This is a genomic window from Terribacillus aidingensis, assembly GCF_900215625.1.
Classification (GTDB): domain Bacteria; phylum Bacillota; class Bacilli; order Bacillales; family Amphibacillaceae; genus Terribacillus; species Terribacillus aidingensis.
Window position 1 is genome coordinate 1 of the sequence record NZ_OBEK01000002.1, and the last position, 21,864, is coordinate 21,864.

The following is a 21,864-nucleotide window of genomic DNA, read 5'->3' on the forward strand; positions in this document are numbered from 1 at the left end:
CTACCGGTGCAACCGGAGAAACAGGATTGACAGGGCCTACCGGAGCAATGGGAATTACGGGAACCACAGGAACTACAGGTATTACGGGAACCACAGGAATTACTGGTGCAACCGGAGTTACCGGATCCACAGGAATCACCGGACCAACAGGACCAACCGGCGGTGCTCTTCCCTCTATTGCTGCAATCACAGCAAATCAGGCAACTGCTTCTCTTCCAATTCCTCTAAATACAGAGACAACCATAAATACAATATCGCCTGCTGTAACTACAGGCGATAATATAAAGTTGGATTTAAACGCACAAGTAGCAATAGTGGCTACTGCAAACTGGGCTGTATCGATTGTACTTAATCTTCGTAGGGGAGGTACTCTTATAAATCAAGTTACTATTACAAGGACAGGTCAGGCGGCCGGTACCCAAAGAATACTAATCCCAAATACATTCGTAGATGTCGCTCCTGCAACGGGGAGTGCTCCCTATACAGTTAGTGTGACGGTTGTTCCCGTCACCAATGTAACTTCAGCAGCAGCAGAGACGCGTAATTTGAATGGTATTCGTTTTATATAATTGCATAACGGCTATAGTAACGAAGACTGCTATAGCCTTTTTTGCTGGAAAATATGGAACACTAAAACTTTTCAGTCAATAAATCAACGCGTATAATAGGGGAGTAATTGAAGGAGGGGCATACATAATGACAAATAAATATGGACAAACATGGGATTTGGATGTGATTTTCCCGGGCGGCAGTAATTCTAGCGAACTTTCTGAATACGCTCAGAAAGCAGAGCACGCATTACAAGAATGGAAACAAGCGCTGGAGGATTTCCAAGTACCTGATGAGTCTGCAAATCCTGCTGGTTTATTAAGTATAGTAGAGAAATGGGAAGCATCTGCAAAACGTGTATTTGAGGTTGTTGCGTTCGTGGAATGCTTAGTGGCACAAGATGTAACAGATAAAAAAGCGAAGCAGTGGTCAGGTAAAAAGGATGAGCTTATGGCTGCTTACAGTGGAACACTAACGGGTGTAGATAAAGTCATTACGCAAGTACCGCAGCAGACATGGGAACAGATGCTTGAGAAAGATGAGCTGATTAATTATGCATTTGTTCTTGAGGAACGCAGAAAAGAAGCAGTTGAGAAGCTATCTCCAGAACAGGAGGTACTGCTGAATGATTTGGCTATTGATGGCTATCATGGCTGGGGAAGCATGTACGACACAATTGTCAGCAGCATTCAAGTGCCATTGGAAATTGATGGAGAAGAGAAAACTTATTCTGTTGGCCAGGCAGCAAATAAATTAGATGCGGCAGATCGTAAGGTGAGACAGCATGTATTTGGCAAAATGCAGGAAGCTTGGACAGAAAAAGAGGACTTCTTTGCTGAAACGCTCAATCATCTGGCTGGTTTTCGTTTGCAAACATACAAGCATCGAAAATGGGATAACGTTTTAAAAGAGCCGTTAGCGTACAACCGTATGTCCCAGCAAACATTGAATGCAATGTGGGGCGCAATTTCAGATGAGAAAGATACCTTTGTAAAATATCTGCAGCGAAAAGCTGATTTACTCGGACTGGAGAAATTGAGCTGGTACGATATTGATGCACCGCTATCTTCTACTACGAAGCACGTAACATACGATGAAGCAGCTGACTTTATTGTGAAGCATTTCCGTGCTTATAGTACGCAAATGGCGGACTTCTCTCAGCAAGCATTTGAAAAACGCTGGATTGAAGCAGAAGATCGCAATAGCAAACGTCCCGGCGGGTTCTGCACAAGCTTCCCAGACAAAAAGGAAAGCCGTATTTTTATGACGTTCAGCGGAACAGCGAATAACGTATCGACGCTTGCACATGAATTAGGACATGCTTACCATAGTTATGCAATGAATGATGTGGAGCAGCTGAATCAGGAATATGCAATGAACGTAGCGGAGACAGCCTCCACTTTGGCTGAATTGATTGTCTCAGACGCTGCTGTAAAAGAAGCAGCAACAAAGGAAGAAAAGATTGCGTTAATCGAGGAGAAAATCCAGCGCAGCATCGCTTTCTTCATGAATATACATGCTCGCTTCTTATTTGAAACTAGATTTTATGAAGAACGTAAAAATGGACTTGTGTCAGCAGCGCGCTTGCGCGAATTAATGGTCGATGCTCAAAAAGAGGCTTACAGTGATCAGCTTGGCGAATATGATCCCACATTCTGGGCATCCAAGCTCCATTTCTATGCTACGGACGTACCGTTTTACAATTTCCCTTATACATTCGGTTTCTTATTCAGTACAGGTATTTATGCAAAAGCAGCAGATAATCCGGAAACATTTGAGAGCTCTTATAATGCATTGCTTGAAGATACAGGCCGTATGACGGTTGAGGATCTGGCAATGAAGCATTTACAAGAAGATTTAACGCAAAAAGACTTCTGGCTGAAAGCAATTGAAGTGTGCAAGCGAGACGTTGAAGAATTCTTGCGCTTGACTGCAAAATAACATGGAAGACCACTCGTATGGGTGGTCTCTTTTTTATGACATTTGTCATATTTAACAGTGACAAATCTTCCTTACGCTTCCAATTTCAGCTTGCTATTCTGGTAACAGGAGGTGGGCTGGATGCTGAAGCTGACCACAATAAGAAATTCTTTCAAGGAAAAACAGTACTGGAGGATATTTCGTTCCAAATGACGCAGGGAGATAGCCTCGTTATGCTGGGGGCAAATGGAGCGGAGAAATGTACTTTATTGAAGATTATCATGAAGATGTTAGGGGAGGATGACGGAAAAATAGAATGGTCACAGAAGAAGCCGCGAATCAGTTATGTGCCTCATCGCCTTCCATCATTGGCAATCTAACTGTCTGGCAATTTGCTTCTTATCTGCTGGCGCTGCATGGAAGCAAGGAACAAACCCCTAGCATAAAGCGGGCTGTAAGCAGAGAAAAAATATACATATAAAAAACACAGCTCCTTTGCGGAACTGTGTTTTTTACTAGTCTCGAGCATCTAGCATAGCTTGCAGTTTCTTGGATACAGTTAAGAGGATAAGACCTACTATAATGGTTACAATCCCGATTGCACTAAAAATTTCAAGGTATCCGAGTGATTCTGTTAAAGCGGCTAGTTGACCAGCAATGATATTGGAAATTCCTGTTGCGGCCATCCAGATACCCATTAGTAGGGAAGCGATTTTAATAGGTGCAACTTTGCTTATCATGGATAACCCTACTGGTGAAAGACATAACTCTCCAAGTGTATGGAAGAGATAAGTGAATACGATGAACAAGATGTTTGCTTTTTGAGTAATATCAGCTTCATTACTACCAGTAAATAATACTGCTGGTACTAAAATGATGAAACCAATTCCTAGTAGAACCATCCCCATAGACATTTTGGTAGTAGTATTGATGTCTCCGCGTTTTGTTCGACTTAGTTTTAACCATAAGCCCGAAATAATTGGTGCCAGAATTACAATGAATACTGGATTCAGAGATTGGAACCAAGAAACAGGCACCTCGTAGCTTCCAATAGTTCGATCGATAAAGTCACGTGTATAAAGCGTTAGGGATGTCCCGGCTTGTTCGAAACCTGCCCAGAAAAAGATAACGAAACAAGCAAGAATTAATACAGCTACAGTTCGTTTCTTATCCGCTTTTGTTAGTTTGGCAGGAGCTCCGCCATCCACACTTGCAATTTTTCTTGCAGGTTTTGTACCAATGTCGCCAAGATAGCGTTTGCTTAAGGAGTTAAAAATAACTTGCCCGATGATCATACCAATTGATGATGCTAGGAACGCCCATTTAAAACCAAAATGTTCAATTCCAGATGCATCTACGGTGTGGAAAAGATCTTCTGCTAAGAAACCTGCCACAAGTGGAGAGAAGAAGGCTCCAATATTGATTCCCATATAGAAAATGGTGAATGCAGCATCTTTCCGTTTATCAAGCGGCTCATATAATTCACCGACATGTGTGGAAATGTTCGGTTTGAAAAATCCGTTACCAATAATCAAGAACAGCATCCCGACGTAAAGGCCTGCTTGTGTATTGAAAAGGAATAAACTGAAATCTCCAATAGCCATCAAAATACCGCCAATTGTAATTGCAGTTCGTAGTCCGATAAACCTGTCTGTAAGCCAACCGCCAATAATAGGGGTGAAGTATACAATACCAGTATAAAAACCATATATAAGCGCAGCAGTTTGAGTATCCATGCCTAACCCGCCACTTATAACTGTGGCAGTCAGATACAGCATTAGTACAGCACGCATGCCATAATAGCTATACCTTTCCCACATCTCAGTGAAGAAGAGAAGATACAATCCCTTTGGATGCTTCTTCCCTTGTGGGATTGTAGCTGGTGTATCCATAATAAAAAATCCTCCCTTTTTGTCGAACAGTGTCCATTATACGTTATAGTTTTTCTCGAATTCAAACAATTTTGTTATATGAAGTAAAAGTAAAACAATTGCTAAAATTGGCACTTGGATGATATTTCAACTATAGGAAAAATTAATATTTGTTGCTGGAGTTGTCATTTTTCTTTATAATAGAAGAACAACAGAAAACAATCGGTACAAAAAGCCTGCAGGGGGAGCCATTATGGCTGAGATGGACGTATGTCCAGACCCTTTGAACCTGTGAGTTAGCACTCGCGTAGGGATGTAGCTTCTTTGATGGGAAAACAATGCACATTTGGGCCATCGGAAGATCCCGCTGCAGCATTGTTTTTTTGTTGCATTCTTTTTTATAGGGGAGAAGCAATATGCAATCAAGAAGCAAGGTTTTATTTTTAGTTGAAGTGGCGATTTTTGCTGCGCTAGCAGTTGTTTTGGACTTATTTTCATTTAAAGCATGGGCGCAGGGAGGGAGCATCTCCTTACAGATGGTCCCAATTTTCCTGATGGCCTTCCGCTGGGGATGGAAAGGCGGTCTCTTAACAGGATTAGTTGTAGGATTGCTCCAACTTGTTACAGGGCCTTATATCATACATGTTGTCCAAGGATTCCTAGATTATCCGGCCGCCTTTACTTTAGTAGGATTAGCTGCGGTAACGTCTGGATTGGCACAAAAAGCTGCAAAACAGAACAATCGATTTAAGCTCGCTTTGCTTCTTATCGTCGGAACATTAATCGGCAGCCTTGGACGCTTTGCTGCTCACTTTGTAGGAGGCATGGTTTTCTTCGGAAGTGCAGCTGCACCAGGACAATCCGTTTGGATTTATTCATTAATTTATAATGGCTCATATTTATTACCTAGTTTTATTGCTAGTATTGCAGTTATTATTATTTTAGTGTTCGCACAGCCCAAACTAATTCTTCCAAAACACTAAAAAGAGCACTGTCCATTTGGACAGTGCTCTTTCGCTTTAGATAAGCAAGCCCTCTACATTATCCGTATCCTTTACAATAAGGAAAATTTTCCCTTCATCCAAGTCTTCTTCAAAGTCTTCCGCTTCTTCTTGAGAGAAGCCGATATCTTTTAATTTTGCGCGAAGTTCATCACCTTGTTTACTGAACATGCTGCCTACCGCACTTTTCGCATCCATTTCGGAAAGGCCGATTGTATTGGCGTCTACTTTGCTTGATACACGTTTCGTGCGGTCATCATCATGTGACAGAACGTAGATGTTATCTTTATGAACGCCTTTTGTGCTAAGCAGCTGAATGTCTTCTTGTAGTTTTTCATCGTTTGTGTATTCTTTCAAAAATGGTTTCATGTGTATCTCTCCTTTAAAAATTGATGTGATGGTAACTATGTACCCGCATGAACTATAGTTAAACTATTATAAGATTCACTGCTGAAAGGCATACATCTGTTCGTATGTATGGTACACTGAAAAGAAAGCGCTTTGCATGTTTTCGGTTATGTGATCGGAAGGAGGGAGCATTATGGTGAATATCATTGATATGGATCAGGTGCGGACGAAGAAACGAATGCTTCAGGTTGCCAGGCCAAAAGGAATTGAATATGAGATTTATCTAACAGTTGTAAAATACGTGGACAAACATGCTCAGCCAGATTCGACGAATGAAAATATGATGACGACATCCTCCGATTTAGCTAAGGTATACAATGGAGATCGTAAGCAGTTTAAGGCAACCTATCATGAATTGCTGCACTATTGGAAAATCACCGTGCTTGATGAGGAATTCCCTACTGATGAAGAATTTGAGCAGTTCCCCAAACTAGGAGACTTGTGCAGTTTTATTGATCGTAAAGTACAACAAGATAAATATATGAGTTAAAGTCAGCAGCAGCTAGCTGCTGTTTTTTTATGCAAGGATAGAAAGTGTGTAACTGCAAATCCTATTGGCGTGACGTTTCATTTCGTATAGGAAAGGCAATACAAAACTAATTGATAGTGAAAAGGAGAGAGTCATATGGCAAATAAAACAACGGATGTTTCGGCTGCGGAAGTAGTAGAGCTGTTGGAAATAGATGGCGGCGAGAAGGTAATCGTCTTTGGTGCTGGAAACGGTGACTTGGTTATTCCAATTGCACACAAGACAAAGGATCGTGTGACAGCACTTGAGGAAGACGAGAGCTTATTAGAAAAGCTGGCACTTCGAGCTGAAGAAGAAACACTTTCAAATATTGACAGAATGCCAAGCGGATTAGGAAGACTCAATTTTCCAGACGCTTCCTTTCAACGCGGTCTAGCAGCATTTGTCTTAGATAATACAGACAATCCAGAATTAGCAGCTAAAGAAATCTATCGGGTGACAATTGAAAAAGGTATCTTTCTGGCGCTAGGCTACAGCAAAGATCAAAGTGCTGACTTGGTAGCTGATAAACTGCAAGAAGCAGGCTTTAAAGTTACCAAAGGACAGCTGCATGAGGAAGTTTACTATGTAAAAGCATATAAAGCATAAAAACCGCCATATGGCGGTTTTTTAACGTTAGCTTAAGTTACTTTCTTTCAGCATACTTGGAATATCACTTTCAGCTGTTGGGTAAGACAAAAGCAGTGACTTCAGTACTTGGATATCTGCGTTTAACTCGATAGCTAACGTAAATAAATTAATGAGATGCTCAGCGTATGGGGAAAACAGATGAGCACCTGCGATGGTTTGTTTGTGCTTATCGAGAATAGTTTTGCTGTTACCTTCTTGCAGTCTTGTTGTTTTATTTGTAAAGAAAGAACTAAGATCCTGATCTAGGATAGTATAGTCATCCGGATTATTAGCTGCATCTTCTGAATGGATACCAACGGAGGCGATGCCTGGGATTGTATAGCACACAGAAGGTTGTACATGCTTGAAATCATCTTGCTGTTTCTCTTCCAGCATATGTTGGATGACGCTTTTTTTGGATCACAGCCCCACTGCGGGCATGTACCTCCGAATGGTTTATCATCAATAACAGCCACAGACCAGCCTTTTTCTCTCGCGGCTGAAGCAGTGCTGTGACCGCTCACGCCGGAACCAATCACAATCAAATCCAATTTTTGCATCGTATCATTCTTCCTCCGTATATCCCGTTTCTTTACCCGTAAGACTTGTAGTAAAACACATTGCTTACGCGAAGGATAAGTTCTGATAAGATAGAAGAAACAGCTCTATGAAGAGAAATGATAGGAGTGGCAACTTATGAAAACATTCAAATTAGCAGAACTTATTTTATACCCGACAAATCAGGATAGCGTAGAAGGGAAAGAAATGCAGCTTACAGAGGGGTTAATTATTAATAAAGAGGAAGATAACGAATGGGTTGTAGAAGCGGTACTGGATAAAGAAGATTTGGCAATCGTAAGTAAGCTATCACATGACGGAAATGTAGTAATTGCTCAAGTGCGGATTACGAAGCCGGAAAATCGTCCGGCTTTATTCCTTGTTCAAGTGCAGGAAGTAAATGATTTAGAAGAAGAAGGAAATGTCATTATGAGGGGCAATTTAAGAAGAGAGGACCGGAATGATTTGCTCATGACAATCCAACGTCTGCGTAAGGAAGGTAAAGAAGAAGGTGAGATTCTCTTGTGCGGAACTGGTTTAGCAGAATAAGGCATTTAAAAAACAAGCTATTCTTTTATATCCCTGCTATAATATACGTTTGAAACGTGCAATAAAGGAGTTCTAGTATGCGTACCTACGACCCGCGTTGGCGCTGGGCTAATAATATATCGCCAACTCAATTGATTATTCTATTTTATTTAGCAGCGGTATTAATCTCTACTTGTCTTTTGGCATTGCCAATAGCACATCAGAAAAACACCGATCTTTCTTTTATAGATGTGCTTTTTACAGCGGTAAGCGCTATTAGTGTAACAGGGCTTTCTTCCGTTCCAATTCATGAATATTTTAATACAACAGGTATTATTTTAATCGCTTTTACGATGCAGCTGGGTGGTATCGGAGTGATGACGCTTGGTACCTTCGTCTGGCTGCTGTTTGGTAAAAAAATCGGTTTCAAAGAGCGAAGACTTATCATGGCTGACCAGAACCAAGGTTCTTTTAAAGGCGCCGTGTCATTAATGCGTCAAATTCTCATTGTTATCCTGACGATTGAGCTTATTGGATTCTTAGTATTAGGCACCTATTATCTGCAGTATTTTCCTACTGCTAAAGAAGCCTATTTCCAAGGGTTATTTGCATCTATAAGTGCTACGACCAATGGCGGATTTGACATTACTGGGCAGTCGCTAATACTATTTCAAGATGATTATTTTGTGCAGTTTGTACATATGCTTCTCATTGTTCTTGGTGCAATTGGCTTTCCTGTACTAATTGAGGTCAAGCATTTCATTTTCGCATCTAATGAAGAACGGAATTTCATCCGATTTACTTTGTTTACAAAGTTAACGACAGTAACGTTTTTAGTGCTGATTGTTATGGGGGCTATTGTCATTGCTTTATTAGATTCCGGTCACTTTTTCGCAAATAAATCCTGGCATGAAATCCTTTTTTATTCGCTCTTCCAATCAGTTACGACACGAAGCGGAGGATTGTCTACGATGGATGTAGGGCAGCTTACCGAACAAAATGAATTATTTATGTCTGCACTTATGTTTATCGGAGCCTCACCGAGCAGTGCGGGCGGAGGTATTCGGACGACGACGTTCGCTTTAGTTGTCATCGCTCTGTATCACTTTGCAAGAGGGAATAAGCAGATTAATATTTTCCGCAGAGAAATTCATGCGGAAGATTTATTCAAGGCAGTCAATGTGACGATCTTCGGAATACTAATTGTCTTTACTTCGGCTGTTATTCTGGCATCCATTGAACCGTTTTCACTTACTGAAGTGCTATTTGAAGTATGCAGTGCATTCGGAACTGTCGGATTGAGTCTTGGTATTACCTCGGAGTTGACGGACGTGAGTAAGGTCATTTTGATGCTCTTAATGTTTCTGGGAAGGGTCGGTATTTTGACATTCCTTTATTCTTTACATCGCAAGTCTTCAGGAGCTAATTACCACTACCCGAAAGAGCGTATAATCATTGGTTAAAAAAAGACGGCACCCTAAATGGGCAGCCGTCTTTTTATGATATTAGCAGTAGAATGCTGCACCTACAATAATCAACAAGATGAAAAGTACAACGATCAATGCAAAACCGTTGCCACCGCCGTAGCCGCCGACGTTTTCACAACCGCCGCCATAGCCGCCGCCGAAACCGCCGAAGCCACCGTATCCGTAACCCATTTTGTTTCACCTCCTAATGCTTACACCTTACTATATGGCAAACAGATCAAAGGTGTATGGTCATCCGCCTAGTTTTACTGGTGTTTTCTTTACTGGATATTTAAGGCAATTATGACAGAAGTACTGCATGCTTATATGACAAAGGAAATACTGAAATGTCATTTTTTGCCGAAGATTAGGAGGAAGGAGGGAGGATGTATTATACATATGAAAAATGTGTGAAAAGTAAACGATAAACTTTACTTTTTGACAAACTTTTGGCATGATAAGTTATGGAAAAGATTTGAAACTTATGAAGGATAATGGTGATGACATGATATTGCCTGAGCACGCCAGATATTGTTTGCAACACTCAAATAAATTAATTAACTTAAATAAGCTCACACGGCAAATCGAAGTGCTTCGTGAGCAAATGGCCGAAGTAGCTTTTGAAAAAGGTTTTACAAGCAGTGAATCCATTGCTAAAAGCCAGGAGCTGGACAAGCTCTTGAACCTATACGAAGCGAAACGGAAAATATAAAAAGGACAGGTGCCGAAACCTGTCCTTTTTATTATGTCAGCTGATTGGAAGAAAGAAATCTCTCCAATCTGTCCAATCCTTCCTGAAGCTGTTCCATACTGTACGCGTAGGAAAGACGCATATATCCTTCACCAAGCCGTGAAAATGCATCCCCTGGCACGATTGCCAATCGGGCTTTCTCGACGAGCGCTAAACCCAGCTCGAATGAGGTCATTTGCGCGATCGGGAATTTCGGGAATATATAAAAAGCTCCGTTTGGCCTCTCGACTGTTAATCCCATTTTTGACAGGCGATCCAAGCAGTAATCACGACGTTCTCGATATGCTTCACGCATTTCAGCAGGATCTTCTAGACCGTTTGTTAATGCTTCCACGGCAGCGTGCTGACTGACAGAAGAAGCGCATGTTGCATTGTATTGATGTACTTTAAGCATATGGGTGCTTAACCAGGCAGGTGCTAAAGTAAATCCGATTCGCCAGCCTGTCATGGAATGTGATTTACTTAAACCATTAATGATGATTGTTTTTTGTCTAACTTGCTGAAAACCTGCAATCGAAACATGGGGCTGATCGTATGTTAGTTCACTATAAATCTCATCAGATAAAATGAAAATATCTTTATCAGCTAAAAATACTGCAATCTCTTCCAGCTCTTCATATGTAAGTGTTACGCCTGTCGGGTTAGATGGGTAAGGCAGAATAACGCACTTCGTCTTCGGTGTAATATATTGCTCCAACACCGACTTTGTCAATTTGAATCCATTTGCTGTCGTATCTGCAAGAACTGCTTTTGCTCCTGCAAGGGCAATTAGCGGTTCATAACCTGGATAAACAGGACCAGGCAAAACAACTTCGTCTCCAGGCTGGAGGATCGTACGCAACGTAATATCTATTGCTTGAGAAGCTCCGGTCGTAACAATAATTTCATCTTCAGCTTGATAGGCAGGTGCGTATTTTGTATAAAAGGAACGAATAGCTTGTCGCAGTTCCATTAAGCCCGCATTCGGTGTATACGTTGTTTGGTTAGCGCGAATTGCCTCGATACCTGCTTCTTTTACATGAAGCGGAGTCGGGAAATCAGGCTGGCCGATTGTGAGACTGATCATATCCTTTTTATCTGCTACCAAATTGTAGAACCGGCGAATACCGGAAATTTGAATGTCTTTTACATACGGGTTGATATGCTGTTCCATCAAAACCCCTCCAATTTTCATACTTTCTTAACATAATGTTCAAACAATTTTGATTATAACGTGCTAACATTGGGAATAGCTAAGGGAAATAAATTAGGGAGGCTAATTTAAAATGAGACCTCGTAAGCTTTCTTTAGAGGAATTAGTCACGCAAAACAAAAATGAGTTATTACAAGATGATCAGGAGATGCTCCGAATTGAAGAATCGCTGGATAAGAAATACGGCATCCAAACTGATCATATGGAATAACGATTGATACATTATAACATAGTGACATCACACAAGGAATCCCGCTTGAAGGGGATTCCTTTTTCGTTTAGAAACACCAATTTTGGTCCAAGCTTTTGAAAGGAGGGATAATAATGACGATTATACCGGTATTTGGAATGATAGGTGCGGTGTCGCTTTTTGCAGTTATATTTTTGCTTATTCGATGGTTTGTCAAAAAGCAATGGTACGCCTTTTTATCGGTACTTTGTGCACATTTGCTGTTAAGTTATCTGCTCAGTATGGGGCGGCTTCACTTGCCTTTTTCACAAACGGAATTGCAGCTGATGATAACAATTGCATGCGGCATTCTCGTACTTGTCAAATTGCTGGAATATAAAAAGAAAAAGCGTACAGTCTATTAGCTGCGTCGCTTTTTCTTATCGGGCCATGTAAATTGACCAAGGGAGGATGGCGTATAGTATGCGGATCTGCTGACTGGCGGCTGCTGTTTTTTCTTGGCTTCTTGCAGTGGCAGATTCAAATAAGACGAAAGAATCCGTTTTGCTTGAGAGAGGGAGAGGTTCGGCTTAGGATTCCGAAAGGTCTTGTCCAATTCTCCAAGATGCGGCAGTGTCTTAAAGTCTTCTTTAGCAGCAGGAATGTGAAAATAATATTCTGCAACCTGCACCAGCATCGTTGAATGCTGGCGGCTCAGTTTTGGATGTTCCGAAAAGTGCAGACCAATCTTCTTTGCTTTGTTCTGCTCAAGAAGCTTGGCTACCGTCTGTTTCTTTAATTGGTATAAGTAGCTTGGATCAGGTGCTGTTTTCGCATGACGATTAACAACAAATAATGCTTTCGCAATATCAGTTAATGTTGTGTTGACTTTCAATTGTGTAACCTCCTATTGCAGGAATAAACCTAGCGGAGAATGGTACTATCGTACAGAAAAGCTGTACAGTTGGCAAGCTCTTTTTTAATGCTCTTTTACATCCTGCTGTCCGTGTTTTAAGGTGAGGATGCTGATTTCGGGCGGACATGCAAATCGGATTGGCATCCTGGTGGTTCCGACACCTCTGGATACGAATACATGCAAAGGTCGCGAGCCAATTTCATAATAACTATTTGGGTAGCGTCTTCCATAAGGCGGGACAATTACCTCTCCGTAAAAAGGAATCCGTACTTGACCGCCATGTGAATGTCCGGAAAGCTGAACATCAACTGGTAAATGTTTTACGTTCTCAGCCAAATCAGGTTCATGCGCTAACAAGATTGTAAAAAGCTCATCACTGCTGTGCTGTGTAGCAGCATGCAAATTTGGTGTACTCCGTATAACATCATCGATACCTGCAAGGATAATATGTTTTTGCTGGCGTTTTAATAGAACAGATGTATTATGGAGTGCGGTGAAGCCCCCGGCTTTCATGTATTTCGCAACAATTGCTTCACTCTCCTCACGATAGTCATGGTTTCCAAAAATCCAATACTTTCCGAGAGGAGCATGCAATTCTGTCAGACAATCAACAATCTCTTGCTTCCATTTCAGGCGGATTGGCCGATCGGCGAAATCGCCTGTGAATACGATTAGGTCTGCCTGCTGTTCCTGGATGTGACGAACCAGTCGTCTTAGTCTTCTTATAGAGTAATGATAACCTAAATGCAAATCAGTAAACTGCACAATTTTCAGTCCGCTGAATTCATCCGGCAAACGCTCACTTGTCAGCGTGTAGGATTTGGTGACTAATCTTGCTGGTTCAATGTATCTTGCATATGTAAGCCCAAGGCCTGCACCTGCAAGCAGTGTACCGGCAGCTGCGGACAGCCATTTTTTGCTGTTGTTTTTCATAAAAGCACCTTCTTTTAACCGTTAATAAAGGCACTCTTCCCTAAAATAAATGGAAGAATGCCTTTTGTCTTTAAATGAGAAAAAGAATGGCGAAGAAATGAAACGCCGATCCCGCAAGTACAAACATATGCCACACGGCATGGTGATAAGGGATCTTTCGCCAAACATAGAATACAGCACCAATTGTATAAAGCAGACCGCCAACAAATAAGTACAGAAGCGTTTGCTGCGGCAATACTTCAAGCAGCGGTTTCCAAATGAACATAATCATCCAGCCCATTAGGAGATAAAGAATCGTTGACATGATTAGAAATTTTTTAACAAAGAAAATTTTGAAAATCGTTCCGGCGATGGCAATTCCCCATACAATCCCGAAAACTGTCCATCCGAGCGGATCTCTAAGACTGATCAGCAGTATCGGTGTATACGTACCGGCTATAAATAAATAGATAGCCGCATGATCAATAATCTGGAAAATATCTTTTGTTTTCCCTTCCGGTAACGCGTGCACAATTGTAGAAGAGAGATACATAAGCAGCATCGTCGTCCCAAAGATGGTGACAGAGACAATAACCCAAGGGTCACTCGAAAAACTTGCAAGGACGATTGTGACAGCGAGGGCAGCTATACTAAGTAAGGCACCAAAGCCATGTGTAATAGAATGTGCTGTTTCCTCTTTTTTTGTGAAAATATATGTTTCCAATTATTTACCTCATTTCTGCTCTGTTTCAGTATAATGCTTTTTCTAGCTTAACACCATTAAAAGTGGTTCAATCCTGGAAATATTTTATGGTGCAGCTGCCCAAACGTGACACCTTGCAGATGATGTCGAAATTGGTAGCCTGCCTGGGGATGTGGTAAACTGTTAGGGGTTGTTGCCTCCTTCTATTGCCACAGACAAAAGGAGAGATCGCATGGCAAAATTAGAGCTTCAGGAACTCACTGAAATGATGGTGGGAGACTTGATGATTGAATCTGAAAAAGTCGCCCATGTTCAATTGAATAATCCATTAGAACACGCCTTACTCGTGCTTGTTAAATCTGGTTACTCTGTCATTCCTGTACTTGACCATACGTACAAGCTGCAAGGTATGATATCGAAGACTGCTATCTTAAATGAAGTACTCGGTATGGAGAGATTTGAAATGGAGAAGCTTTCTGAGCTGAAGGTGCTGGATACCATGCTGACAGATGTACCGGTCTTAAAGAAATCAGATCCATTTCTGACAGCATTAAAAGCTGTGGTGAACCATGCTTTTCTTTGTGTGCTGGACGAGGAAGGGTACTTTGAAGGAATTCTGACTCGCCGTGCTATTCTCAAGCAGATGAACAGATATCTGCATGAGCAAGTGCACTTTCACCCTGCAGGGGATAAGACGAATGCATAAGCTTGTATTTATTATGTAATGAACCCCGCATAAATGCTTGTTGATTAGTAAAAGTTTTGTTAAAGTAATTCCATACGTTCTACATAGGAGGCCAAAACCATGAAAATGATGGATGCAAATGAAATTATCTCTTTCATTTCGAATAGTAAAAAATCTACACCAGTTAAAGTATACGTAAAAGGTAACGACTTGGATAAATTAACTTATCCTGAAAGTGTCAAAGCATTCCCAGAAGCAAATACAGCAGTTCTTTTCGGCGAATGGAGCGAGCTGGAAGGCTTCCTTAAAGATACAGCTGCTATTGAAGACTACGTAATTGAAAATGACCGTCGCAATTCAGCTATTCCGCTTTTAGACATGAAAGGTATTAACGCCCGCATTGAGCCAGGTGTAGTCATTCGTGACCAAGTGGAAATCGGTGATGGCGCAGTTATTATGATGGGTGCTTCCATTAACATCGGTGCTGTAATCGGCGAAGGAACAATGATTGATATGAACGTTGTAATGGGCGGACGTGCTACTGTCGGTAAAAACTGCCACATTGGTGCAGGTACTGTCTTGGCAGGAGTAATTGAACCCCCTTCCGCGAAACCAGTCGTAATTGAAGATGATGTTGTCATCGGTGCGAATGTTGTCGTGTTGGAAGGTGTAACAGTTGGAAAAGGTTCCATTGTTGCAGCTGGTGCGATTGTGACTGAAGATGTAGCTCCAAACACACTTGTTGGCGGAACGCCGGCACGCGTATTGAAAGAAATTGATGATCAAACGAAATCCAAGACAGAGATTCGTCAGGAACTTCGTAAATTGAACTAAGAAGGAAAGGAGCAGCTGCTGCTCCTTTTTTTATTATCACATAAAGCAGGTGACAAAAATGGAAGACAAGTTGATTCAAATCAGAAGAGATCTACATCAAATACCGGAGCTCGGTTTTCAAGAGGAAAAAACACAAGCTTATTTGCTCGAGTACATACAGCACCTTCCGCAGGAGCATCTTCAGATCAAAACTTGGCGAACAGGCATTATGGTAAAAGTTACCGGGGCGGAGGGTGCAAAAACAATTGGCTTCCGAACGGATATTGATGGACTGCCTATATCAGAAGAAACCGGACTGCCTTTTGAGTCGCAGCACGAAGGCCGTATGCACGCTTGCGGACATGATTTACATATGACAATTGCTTTAGGTGCATTAACAGCATGCGCAAAGAAACAGCCGCATTACAATATGGTTTTTATTTTTCAGCCAGCGGAGGAAGGCCCTGGAGGTGCGCTGCCTCTTTTAGAAAGCGGCGTATTAAAAGAATGGTGGCCGGATGAGATTTTTGCACTCCACATTGCACCAGAACTGCCGGTCGGAACGGTTTCCTCCAGAGCAGGTATTCTCTTTGCCAATACCAGCGAGCTGTTCTTGGATTTCAAAGGAAAAGGCGGTCATGCTGCTTATCCACATTTAACAAAGGACATGGTTGTTGCAGCTAGTACCTTCGTAACGAATATGCAAGGAATAGTTGCTCGTAATCTTGATCCATTACAAAGTGCTGTTATTACTATCGGTAAAATGGAAAGCGGATTTGTGCAGAATACAATTGCGGAGAATGCTCGGCTGGAAGGAACAATTCGGACGATGGATCCAGAGGCAATTGCTGTAGTAAAACAGCATATTGAGCAGCAGGCGAAAGGGCTGGAGATCAGCCATGATTGCCAGATCAGCATTGACTATGGCTCCAATTATTATCAAGTGTATAACGATAACACGAAAGTAGAAGCTTTTCAGAAAGCGATAGCAGGGACTTCTTTAACATATAAAGAGGCCAACCCTGCGATGACTGGGGAAGATTTTGGTTACATGCTGAAGGAAATACCAGGATTCATGTTTTGGCTGGGAGTCAATTCTCCGTATGGCTTGCATCACAGTAAATTAACACCGGACGAACAAGCGATAAACTGCGGTGTTGAAGCGGTACTGGCTTATATAAATGAATCATGAAGAAAAAGCGCAAAGCTTATTGCTTTGCGCTTTCTTCTGTCCGCTGCAGAAATACTTGATGCGGATAAGGGATCTCGATGCCTTCTTTGTCGAAAGCTTCCTTGATCGCTTTTTTCATATCTCTTTCAGCACCATATTGTTCCATATTAGCGGTATGACCGATAATCCGCAGCGTTACTTCGGATGCGCCCAATTCTTGTACACCAATAACGTCCGGACCTTCACGAAAGCGTTCATCGTGCTGGAAGTCTTCACAGATTTCTTGAAGAACACGAAGCGCATGATCGATATCATCTTCATAACTGATGCCGATGTCGACCATAGCGCGCATGTTACCGCGGGAATGATTGCTAATACCGGTAATATTTCTGTTCGGGATGAAATTTAATGTCCCATCAAAGCTTCTTACTTGCGTTGTGCGTAATCCAACTTCTTCTACTACACCATTATAGCCGGAAGTCGTAATGACATCTCCAACTTCTATTTGCCTTTCAAGTAAAATGAAGAAGCCTGTCACAACATCACTTACTAATCCTTGCGCACCAAAACCAATTGCCAATCCGATAATGCCGGCTCCAGCAATTAACGGTCCAATTTGAATATCGAATACGCCAAAAATCATGACAACAAGCAGGAAGATCAGTGTATATCCATATGTATTGAGCAACAGCTTCTCCAGCGTCACCATTCTGCTAGTTGAGATGCGCTGTTTAGTGCTGGCTTTATTTAAGCTGGAGCTAATAAGCTTTTTACCTACTGCTCGTAAAACAAAATAACCAATTACTATTAGCAGCAGTTGCAGACCAACTGAGATGATAACCTCAATTAACCGGTCGTAGTTAAAATTTAGTCCGTCTGTTAAAAAATTCATAGAACGTCTCCTTTTTCGATTATCGATTCCAGGTGTATTCCCTGTTACATTCTACATGAAACGCCATGTAACGCAAGATGTAGTCTTGGCATATAGTGACACTGGTGAAAAGAAGGAGGAGAGTCGATGATCGGAAAAATTGCACCTCAATTCGAGATACCTGCTATTATGCCGGATGGAAAGACAGCAGCTGTCAGCTTGAAACATAGTATAGGAGCTGGGAAATGGCTTGTGCTCTTTTTTTATCCGCGTGATTTTAGTACCGTCTGTCCGACGGAATTAAACGATCTATCAGATAGAATGGCCGCTTTTGAAGCGTTAGATGCAGATGTTGTGGCGGTTTCAACAGACAGTCTTGCATCGCATCTTGCCTGGCAGCAAACGCCTCGAGAAAAGGATGGAATAAATGGAGCCGCATATCCGCTTGCTTCGGATTTTACAGGTAATGTGTCGCAAGCCTATGGTGTGTTGGATGTAAGAGACTACACATCGCAGCGAGCGACATTCATCGTTGATCCAACTGGAGTTATTTGCTATTGTGTCATGCATGCAGACTTGGTAGGACGTGAAACAACCGAATTGCTGCGTGTATTGGAGGCTCTCCAAACAGGAGAAGCTTGCGGTGTGAATTGGAAGCCAGGTGACGAACAACTCCCACAGGAGGAGGTATAATATGCTGGCTCAATTACCTCCTGTCATTAATCAGCAGCCGGAAAACTGGCTCATTCAGCCAGATCAGCAAACAGGTGGCCGTCCGCTAGTTGTTTTCTTTTGGTCAATAAGCTGTACGATGTGCAAAGAAAGAATGCCTAGCTTCTTACACTTTGCTAATGAAGAATCATTATATTTTGATATGCTTTTTGTTCATGTGCCTCGTTCAGCAGCGGATTTAGCTGTACATGAGATAAAAAAATATATCCAGCAATTTGATGTTCCGGTTTATTTGGATCATACGCATCAAATGAAGAATACCTTTCGTGTGCAAAAGCTGCCCAGTATTGCCCTAATTGACAAAAACGGAAGGTTACGGCATATACAATCAGGCGGTAATTTTACAACCATTCTGACAAAACAGCTCGATAGCTTGAAATACAGTTAAGCACGCTTTCTCCTGCCGGGCAATTCATGGTAAGCTTGCTCTATCAGAAAATAAAGGATGAGCGATATGAGCAAGCTGCTATACAGAGAGAATAGCTTTTGCCAGAACTGGCAGACGGTAGTGATTGATACATATGAGAAGGATGGACTGTATTTTGTCGCGTTGCAGGAAACAGCCTTTTACCCGGGAGGCGGCGGACAGCCAGCGGACAAAGGCTCCATTGCCGGAGTAGAAGTAAAGGCTGTCGAAATGAAAGAAGATGTCCCTTATTACGGATTGGAATCGCAGGTCAATAAACAAGCAAACTGCCAAATTAACTGGGAGCATCGATTTGATTTGATGCAGCAGCACACGGGACAGCATCTTTTGTCTGCTGGCTTCAGAATGGCAGCTGACCGAGAGACGGTCGGATTCCATCTCGGACAGGATGATGTAACAATTGACGTAGCAGGTGACAAACTAACCGATGAAGAGCTTGTCGAAGCCGAACGCAAAGCAAACCAGCTCCTTTACGAAGATAAAGCCATTTCCAGTTATTATGTTACGTCTGAGCAGCTAGCCGAACTGCCTGTTGTCAAGCAGCCAACTGTTACGGAAAATGTTCGGATTGTTGAGGTGGAAGGTGTGGAGTATAATCCGTGCGGAGGGACACACGTTCGATCCACTGGCCAGGTAGGCTTGATTAAGATTCTAAAGGTGGAAAAACAAAAACATGCACAGCGGATATATTTCCAATGCGGCAAGCGGGCTTTTGAAACAACAAAAACGATGTTTGAGATTGTGGATAAAGCAGCAGCACAGTTTCAGACAAACCGCAGTAATGTGCTGGAACGACTGGAAAAGCAGTCGGCTGATTTACAAGCTGCTGTGAAACGTTCCGAAGAACTAGAGAATGAGCTGGAGAAATTCGAACTAAAAGAAATCATGCAAATGGATGAGTGTATGATTATTCGCTCATTTGAAGGCAAGACGGTCAAATCACTGCAGCGAATGGCTGGCACGGTAGCGGAGTCAGGTAAAGATTTTGTGATTCTGTCCAATTACTCGGATAAGAAGCTTGTTCTTGCTCAGCATGTAGAAGGCATGCATAGCGGCAGCTTGTTTCGTGAATCACTGGCTGCGTTTAACGGTAAGGGCGGGGGAAATGCGCAAATAGCACAGGCGAGTTTTTCTGCCCAAGAAGATTTAGAGCGTTATATCGGCTTTCTAAAAGAACATTATCAAAGCATCGTTTAATCGATGCTTTTTTATTTTACCTATAAATCAGATTTTTTTAAATTATCGTAAATTAGTGCTGGTAAATTAGTTCGGAACCCGATATATTAGAACATGCGATGAAATGTGGAGGGAGAGAAAGACTTTGAATATTTTCCGAAAGTTAAAGGAATTCTACTGGCCGCACCGCAGAAACTTCTATTTGTCACTCTTGTTTATAGCGGTTGTCACTGCGATCACTGTTGTATATCCAGTCATTTTGCAAATTACGATTGATGATGTTGTGCTGGGGAACCAGTATGAGCTTATTCCGATATTGTCAGTTGTATTCATATTGTTGATGCTTATTAAAGGGGTATCCAATTTTCTGCAGCAGTATTTAGGGGATTTGTTTGGTGTGCAGACCGTATTCCGAATGCGGAACAGCTTGTATCAAAAACTCCAGCGATTAAGCTTCACGTACTATGATAATGCCAGAACAGGCGACTTGATGTCCAGGCTGACTGCTGACGTAGAAGGAATTCGTTTTTTCTTATCAGCAGGAGTAGGGCAATTACTAAGAGTCATCCTATTGATTGTCATCAGCTTAGCAGTTATGTTTTTCTATTCTATCCCGCTTGCCCTCATCACAATGGTTTCGATGCCATTCTTAGCGATTGTAGTGTATCGTTTTGATCGACGTGTGCACCCAGCTTTTCGCAAAATCAGAACCTCTCTTGGCGTACTTAATACGCGTGTGCAGGAAAATATCAGCGGCATGAACACAGTAAAGTCGTTGTCACGAGAAGATTTTGAAATCGGACGCTTTACCACTAATAATTCCACTTATCGTGATAACTACATATCCACTTCAAAAATATGGGCAAAGTTTTTCCCGCTGATGGAGTTAATCGGCAATATTTGCATGGTTGTACTTATTTCATATGGAGGCTATCTCGTCATATCTGAACGGCTTGAGCTTGGTGCACTAGTCGCATTCTTCAGCTTAATCACTTATATAGTAGGACCGCTTGCTAACCTCGGGTTTATTATCAATATGTTTTCGCAAGCGAAAGCATCTGGTGAGAGGCTGCTTGAAGTACTGGAAGCCAAGGAAGATATCGTCGAGCCTACACAGACGCTTCCGAAGAGGAAGATTAGCGGTCACGTGACATTTAAGCAAGTATCTCTGCAATATTCGAAGGAAGATGACTTAGCTCTAAAGGATATCAGCTTTGATGCGCCACCTGGAAAAGTAATCGGTCTAGTTGGAGGAACAGGGGCGGGTAAAACGAGTATCACACAGCTGATTACACGCTTTTATGAACCTACTTCAGGTGAAGTCTACATAGATGGAAAGCTGGTGCAGGACTATGATTTAAGGTTGCTGCGGCAGCATATTGGCTTCGTCTTGCAAGAGGCATTTCTGTTCTCCACTACGATAAAAGAAAATATTGCATATGGAAATCCAGATAACGTCAGCTTTGAACAAATTGCTGCTGCAGCGAAACGAGCGCAAGCGCATGACTTTATTATGGAGCTGCCCAATCAGTATGACACGATGCTCGGCGAACGTGGAATGGGACTGTCTGGAGGGCAAAAACAGCGTATTGCGATTGCACGGGCGCTGCTGATAGATCCAAGTATTCTCATTTTGGACGATGCGACAAGTGCAGTAGATATGCAGACAGAAGTGAAGATTCAAAAGGCAATGAAAGAAGTGATGAAAAACCGAACGACATTCATCATTGCGCACCGTATATCCTCGGTTAAGCATGCGGACGAAATACTTGTATTGGATAATGGAGCAATTGCCGAGCGGGGGACACACGATTATCTGCTGCAAAATGGCGGTTTGTACCAACGTATTTACGATATTCAATACCAAGATCAAAAAGCAATTATGCGCTCTGCGCAGTAAGGAGGAG

The 21,864-nt window shown here is 42.0% G+C and carries 25 protein-coding genes, 3 pseudogenes and 1 riboswitch; of the genes and pseudogenes, 18 read left to right on the forward strand and 10 right to left on the reverse strand.

Annotated elements, in window-relative coordinates; translation table 11 throughout:
- From CRO17_RS17445 to CRO17_RS05390, 3 genes and pseudogenes are all read left to right on the forward strand, one after another.
- Window positions 1-569: pseudogene (locus tag CRO17_RS17445) on the forward strand (collagen-like triple helix repeat-containing protein); the annotation flags it as partial.
- A 127-nt stretch (window positions 570-696) separates the two neighbouring features.
- Window positions 697-2,490, forward strand: a complete 1,794-nt coding sequence (locus CRO17_RS05385; RefSeq protein ID WP_179636855.1) for a M3 family oligoendopeptidase — start codon at window positions 697-699, stop codon at window positions 2,488-2,490.
- Between the two features lie 35 nt (window positions 2,491-2,525).
- The gene (locus tag CRO17_RS05390) at window positions 2,526-2,849 is read left to right on the forward strand and encodes an ATP-binding cassette domain-containing protein (RefSeq protein ID WP_179636857.1); all 324 of its coding nucleotides are present in this window, start codon (window positions 2,526-2,528) and stop codon (window positions 2,847-2,849) included.
- Window positions 2,850-2,984: 135 nt separating this feature from the next.
- Here CRO17_RS05390 and CRO17_RS05395 read toward each other — a convergent pair whose 3' ends face one another.
- Window positions 2,985-4,361 carry a peptide MFS transporter gene (locus CRO17_RS05395; protein ID WP_097040132.1) on the reverse strand — a complete coding sequence of 459 codons (1,377 nt, stop codon included), beginning with the start codon at window positions 4,359-4,361 and terminating at the stop codon, window positions 2,985-2,987.
- 210 nt (window positions 4,362-4,571) lie between these two features.
- Window positions 4,572-4,671, forward strand: a riboswitch (TPP riboswitch).
- A gap of 85 nt (window positions 4,672-4,756) precedes the next feature.
- On the opposite strand from CRO17_RS05395, the gene thiT reads away from it, so the two are divergent.
- Window positions 4,757-5,323 carry an energy-coupled thiamine transporter ThiT gene (gene thiT, locus CRO17_RS05400; RefSeq protein ID WP_097040134.1) on the forward strand — a complete coding sequence of 189 codons (567 nt, stop codon included), beginning with the start codon at window positions 4,757-4,759 and terminating at the stop codon, window positions 5,321-5,323.
- Between the two features lie 36 nt (window positions 5,324-5,359).
- Here the strand turns inward: thiT and CRO17_RS05405 are convergent, their stop codons facing one another.
- Entirely contained in the window at window positions 5,360-5,710 is a 351-nt protein-coding gene (locus tag CRO17_RS05405; protein WP_097040136.1) for a YflT domain-containing protein, read from the reverse strand.
- A gap of 172 nt (window positions 5,711-5,882) precedes the next feature.
- Between CRO17_RS05405 and CRO17_RS05410 the strand changes: the two genes are divergently transcribed.
- Both CRO17_RS05410 and CRO17_RS05415 read left to right on the forward strand, forming a co-directional pair.
- Window positions 5,883-6,239 carry a hypothetical protein gene (locus tag CRO17_RS05410; protein WP_097040137.1) on the forward strand — a complete coding sequence of 119 codons (357 nt, stop codon included), beginning with the start codon at window positions 5,883-5,885 and terminating at the stop codon, window positions 6,237-6,239.
- A gap of 135 nt (window positions 6,240-6,374) precedes the next feature.
- Window positions 6,375-6,866 carry a class I SAM-dependent methyltransferase gene (locus CRO17_RS05415; RefSeq protein ID WP_097040139.1) on the forward strand — a complete coding sequence of 164 codons (492 nt, stop codon included), beginning with the start codon at window positions 6,375-6,377 and terminating at the stop codon, window positions 6,864-6,866.
- Window positions 6,867-6,893: 27 nt separating this feature from the next.
- On the opposite strand, the gene CRO17_RS05420 is transcribed toward CRO17_RS05415, so the two are convergent.
- Window positions 6,894-7,283 carry a hypothetical protein gene (locus CRO17_RS05420; RefSeq protein ID WP_097040141.1) on the reverse strand — a complete coding sequence of 130 codons (390 nt, stop codon included), beginning with the start codon at window positions 7,281-7,283 and terminating at the stop codon, window positions 6,894-6,896.
- 14 nt (window positions 7,284-7,297) lie between these two features.
- A pseudogene (locus CRO17_RS18010) lies at window positions 7,298-7,447 on the reverse strand (FAD-dependent oxidoreductase); the annotation flags it as partial.
- Window positions 7,448-7,583: 136 nt separating this feature from the next.
- On the opposite strand from CRO17_RS18010, the gene CRO17_RS05425 reads away from it, so the two are divergent.
- Window positions 7,584-7,994, forward strand: a complete 411-nt coding sequence (locus CRO17_RS05425; RefSeq protein WP_097040143.1) for a YwpF family protein — start codon at window positions 7,584-7,586, stop codon at window positions 7,992-7,994.
- A gap of 77 nt (window positions 7,995-8,071) precedes the next feature.
- Window positions 8,072-9,436 carry a TrkH family potassium uptake protein gene (locus CRO17_RS05430; RefSeq protein WP_097040145.1) on the forward strand — a complete coding sequence of 455 codons (1,365 nt, stop codon included), beginning with the start codon at window positions 8,072-8,074 and terminating at the stop codon, window positions 9,434-9,436.
- Between the two features lie 42 nt (window positions 9,437-9,478).
- Here the strand turns inward: CRO17_RS05430 and CRO17_RS17705 are convergent.
- A pseudogene (locus CRO17_RS17705) lies at window positions 9,479-9,565 on the reverse strand (YjcZ family sporulation protein); the annotation flags it as partial.
- A gap of 358 nt (window positions 9,566-9,923) precedes the next feature.
- Between CRO17_RS17705 and CRO17_RS05440 the strand changes: the two are divergent.
- A complete protein-coding gene (locus CRO17_RS05440) occupies window positions 9,924-10,151 on the forward strand; it encodes a Spo0E family sporulation regulatory protein-aspartic acid phosphatase (protein ID WP_342748962.1) in 228 nt (75 codons plus the stop codon).
- 31 nt (window positions 10,152-10,182) lie between these two features.
- Here the strand turns inward: CRO17_RS05440 and CRO17_RS05445 are convergent, their stop codons facing one another.
- Window positions 10,183-11,343 (reverse strand): aminotransferase A, encoded by a 1,161-nt coding sequence (locus tag CRO17_RS05445; RefSeq protein WP_097040149.1) that lies wholly within the window; start codon window positions 11,341-11,343, stop codon window positions 10,183-10,185.
- A 112-nt stretch (window positions 11,344-11,455) separates the two neighbouring features.
- Here CRO17_RS05445 and CRO17_RS05450 point away from each other — a divergent pair, with 112 nt between their 5' ends.
- Together CRO17_RS05450 and CRO17_RS05455 are read left to right on the forward strand one after the other, a co-directional pair.
- Window positions 11,456-11,593, forward strand: a complete 138-nt coding sequence (locus CRO17_RS05450) for an FbpB family small basic protein (RefSeq protein WP_077309895.1) — start codon at window positions 11,456-11,458, stop codon at window positions 11,591-11,593.
- Window positions 11,594-11,706: 113 nt separating this feature from the next.
- Complete coding sequence (locus CRO17_RS05455) at window positions 11,707-11,976, forward strand: hypothetical protein (protein WP_097040151.1); 270 nt, start codon at window positions 11,707-11,709, stop codon at window positions 11,974-11,976.
- Here the strand turns inward: CRO17_RS05455 and CRO17_RS05460 are convergent.
- The 3 genes from CRO17_RS05460 to trhA form a co-directional block, all read right to left on the reverse strand.
- Window positions 11,973-12,446 carry a YkyB family protein gene (locus CRO17_RS05460; RefSeq protein ID WP_097040153.1) on the reverse strand — a complete coding sequence of 158 codons (474 nt, stop codon included), beginning with the start codon at window positions 12,444-12,446 and terminating at the stop codon, window positions 11,973-11,975. The genes CRO17_RS05455 and CRO17_RS05460 overlap by 4 nt on opposite strands.
- Window positions 12,447-12,530: 84 nt before the next feature.
- Window positions 12,531-13,400, reverse strand: a complete 870-nt coding sequence (locus tag CRO17_RS05465; protein WP_097040155.1) for a metallophosphoesterase — start codon at window positions 13,398-13,400, stop codon at window positions 12,531-12,533.
- Between the two features lie 70 nt (window positions 13,401-13,470).
- A complete protein-coding gene (trhA, locus tag CRO17_RS05470; protein WP_097040157.1) occupies window positions 13,471-14,103 on the reverse strand; it encodes a PAQR family membrane homeostasis protein TrhA in 633 nt (210 codons plus the stop codon).
- A 211-nt stretch (window positions 14,104-14,314) separates the two neighbouring features.
- Between trhA and cbpB the strand changes: the two genes are divergently transcribed.
- The 3 genes from cbpB to CRO17_RS05485 all read left to right on the forward strand — a co-directional run bounded on the left by cbpB (window position 14,315) and on the right by CRO17_RS05485 (window position 16,772).
- Window positions 14,315-14,788, forward strand: coding sequence for a cyclic-di-AMP-binding protein CbpB (gene cbpB, locus CRO17_RS05475; RefSeq protein WP_097040159.1), 474 nt, complete (start codon window positions 14,315-14,317; stop codon window positions 14,786-14,788).
- Window positions 14,789-14,887: 99 nt separating this feature from the next.
- Complete coding sequence (dapD, locus tag CRO17_RS05480) at window positions 14,888-15,601, forward strand: 2,3,4,5-tetrahydropyridine-2,6-dicarboxylate N-acetyltransferase (RefSeq protein WP_097040161.1); 714 nt, start codon at window positions 14,888-14,890, stop codon at window positions 15,599-15,601.
- Window positions 15,602-15,659: 58 nt separating this feature from the next.
- Window positions 15,660-16,772, forward strand: a complete 1,113-nt coding sequence (locus tag CRO17_RS05485; protein WP_097040163.1) for an N-acetyldiaminopimelate deacetylase — start codon at window positions 15,660-15,662, stop codon at window positions 16,770-16,772.
- A gap of 16 nt (window positions 16,773-16,788) precedes the next feature.
- On the opposite strand, the gene CRO17_RS05490 is transcribed toward CRO17_RS05485, so the two are convergent.
- Window positions 16,789-17,643 carry a mechanosensitive ion channel family protein gene (locus CRO17_RS05490; protein ID WP_097040165.1) on the reverse strand — a complete coding sequence of 285 codons (855 nt, stop codon included), beginning with the start codon at window positions 17,641-17,643 and terminating at the stop codon, window positions 16,789-16,791.
- 126 nt (window positions 17,644-17,769) lie between these two features.
- Between CRO17_RS05490 and CRO17_RS05495 the strand changes: the two genes are divergently transcribed.
- From CRO17_RS05495 to CRO17_RS05510, 4 genes are all read left to right on the forward strand, one after another.
- Entirely contained in the window at window positions 17,770-18,315 is a 546-nt protein-coding gene (locus tag CRO17_RS05495) for a peroxiredoxin (protein WP_097040167.1), read from the forward strand.
- Between the two features lies 1 nt (window position 18,316).
- Entirely contained in the window at window positions 18,317-18,742 is a 426-nt protein-coding gene (locus CRO17_RS05500) for a TlpA disulfide reductase family protein (RefSeq protein ID WP_097040170.1), read from the forward strand.
- A gap of 66 nt (window positions 18,743-18,808) precedes the next feature.
- Window positions 18,809-19,978, forward strand: coding sequence for an alanyl-tRNA editing protein (locus CRO17_RS05505; RefSeq protein ID WP_179636861.1), 1,170 nt, complete (start codon window positions 18,809-18,811; stop codon window positions 19,976-19,978).
- Between the two features lie 124 nt (window positions 19,979-20,102).
- Window positions 20,103-21,857, forward strand: a complete 1,755-nt coding sequence (locus CRO17_RS05510) for an ABC transporter ATP-binding protein (RefSeq protein ID WP_097040174.1) — start codon at window positions 20,103-20,105, stop codon at window positions 21,855-21,857.
- Window positions 21,858-21,864: the final 7 nt, after the last annotated feature.

What these genes read in the sequence shown, in the direction of transcription:
- CRO17_RS05385 (WP_179636855.1), top strand. Translation starts at nt 697, where the DNA reads ATGACAAATAAATATGGACAAACATGGGATTTGGATGTGATTTTCCCG.
- CRO17_RS05390 (WP_179636857.1), top strand. Translation starts at nt 2,526, where the DNA reads ATGACATTTGTCATATTTAACAGTGACAAATCTTCCTTACGCTTCCAA.
- CRO17_RS05395 (WP_097040132.1), bottom strand. Translation starts at nt 4,361, where the DNA reads ATGGATACACCAGCTACAATCCCACAAGGGAAGAAGCATCCAAAGGGA.
- thiT (WP_097040134.1), top strand. Translation starts at nt 4,757, where the DNA reads ATGCAATCAAGAAGCAAGGTTTTATTTTTAGTTGAAGTGGCGATTTTT.
- CRO17_RS05405 (WP_097040136.1), bottom strand. Translation starts at nt 5,710, where the DNA reads ATGAAACCATTTTTGAAAGAATACACAAACGATGAAAAACTACAAGAA.
- CRO17_RS05410 (WP_097040137.1), top strand. Translation starts at nt 5,883, where the DNA reads ATGGTGAATATCATTGATATGGATCAGGTGCGGACGAAGAAACGAATG.
- CRO17_RS05415 (WP_097040139.1), top strand. Translation starts at nt 6,375, where the DNA reads ATGGCAAATAAAACAACGGATGTTTCGGCTGCGGAAGTAGTAGAGCTG.
- CRO17_RS05420 (WP_097040141.1), bottom strand. Translation starts at nt 7,283, where the DNA reads ATGCTGGAAGAGAAACAGCAAGATGATTTCAAGCATGTACAACCTTCT.
- CRO17_RS05425 (WP_097040143.1), top strand. Translation starts at nt 7,584, where the DNA reads ATGAAAACATTCAAATTAGCAGAACTTATTTTATACCCGACAAATCAG.
- CRO17_RS05430 (WP_097040145.1), top strand. Translation starts at nt 8,072, where the DNA reads ATGCGTACCTACGACCCGCGTTGGCGCTGGGCTAATAATATATCGCCA.
- CRO17_RS05440 (WP_342748962.1), top strand. Translation starts at nt 9,924, where the DNA reads ATGAAGGATAATGGTGATGACATGATATTGCCTGAGCACGCCAGATAT.
- CRO17_RS05445 (WP_097040149.1), bottom strand. Translation starts at nt 11,343, where the DNA reads ATGGAACAGCATATCAACCCGTATGTAAAAGACATTCAAATTTCCGGT.
- CRO17_RS05450 (WP_077309895.1), top strand. Translation starts at nt 11,456, where the DNA reads ATGAGACCTCGTAAGCTTTCTTTAGAGGAATTAGTCACGCAAAACAAA.
- CRO17_RS05455 (WP_097040151.1), top strand. Translation starts at nt 11,707, where the DNA reads ATGACGATTATACCGGTATTTGGAATGATAGGTGCGGTGTCGCTTTTT.
- CRO17_RS05465 (WP_097040155.1), bottom strand. Translation starts at nt 13,400, where the DNA reads ATGAAAAACAACAGCAAAAAATGGCTGTCCGCAGCTGCCGGTACACTG.
- cbpB (WP_097040159.1), top strand. Translation starts at nt 14,315, where the DNA reads ATGGCAAAATTAGAGCTTCAGGAACTCACTGAAATGATGGTGGGAGAC.
- dapD (WP_097040161.1), top strand. Translation starts at nt 14,888, where the DNA reads ATGAAAATGATGGATGCAAATGAAATTATCTCTTTCATTTCGAATAGT.
- CRO17_RS05485 (WP_097040163.1), top strand. Translation starts at nt 15,660, where the DNA reads ATGGAAGACAAGTTGATTCAAATCAGAAGAGATCTACATCAAATACCG.
- CRO17_RS05490 (WP_097040165.1), bottom strand. Translation starts at nt 17,643, where the DNA reads ATGAATTTTTTAACAGACGGACTAAATTTTAACTACGACCGGTTAATT.
- CRO17_RS05495 (WP_097040167.1), top strand. Translation starts at nt 17,770, where the DNA reads ATGATCGGAAAAATTGCACCTCAATTCGAGATACCTGCTATTATGCCG.
- CRO17_RS05500 (WP_097040170.1), top strand. Translation starts at nt 18,317, where the DNA reads ATGCTGGCTCAATTACCTCCTGTCATTAATCAGCAGCCGGAAAACTGG.
- CRO17_RS05505 (WP_179636861.1), top strand. Translation starts at nt 18,809, where the DNA reads ATGAGCAAGCTGCTATACAGAGAGAATAGCTTTTGCCAGAACTGGCAG.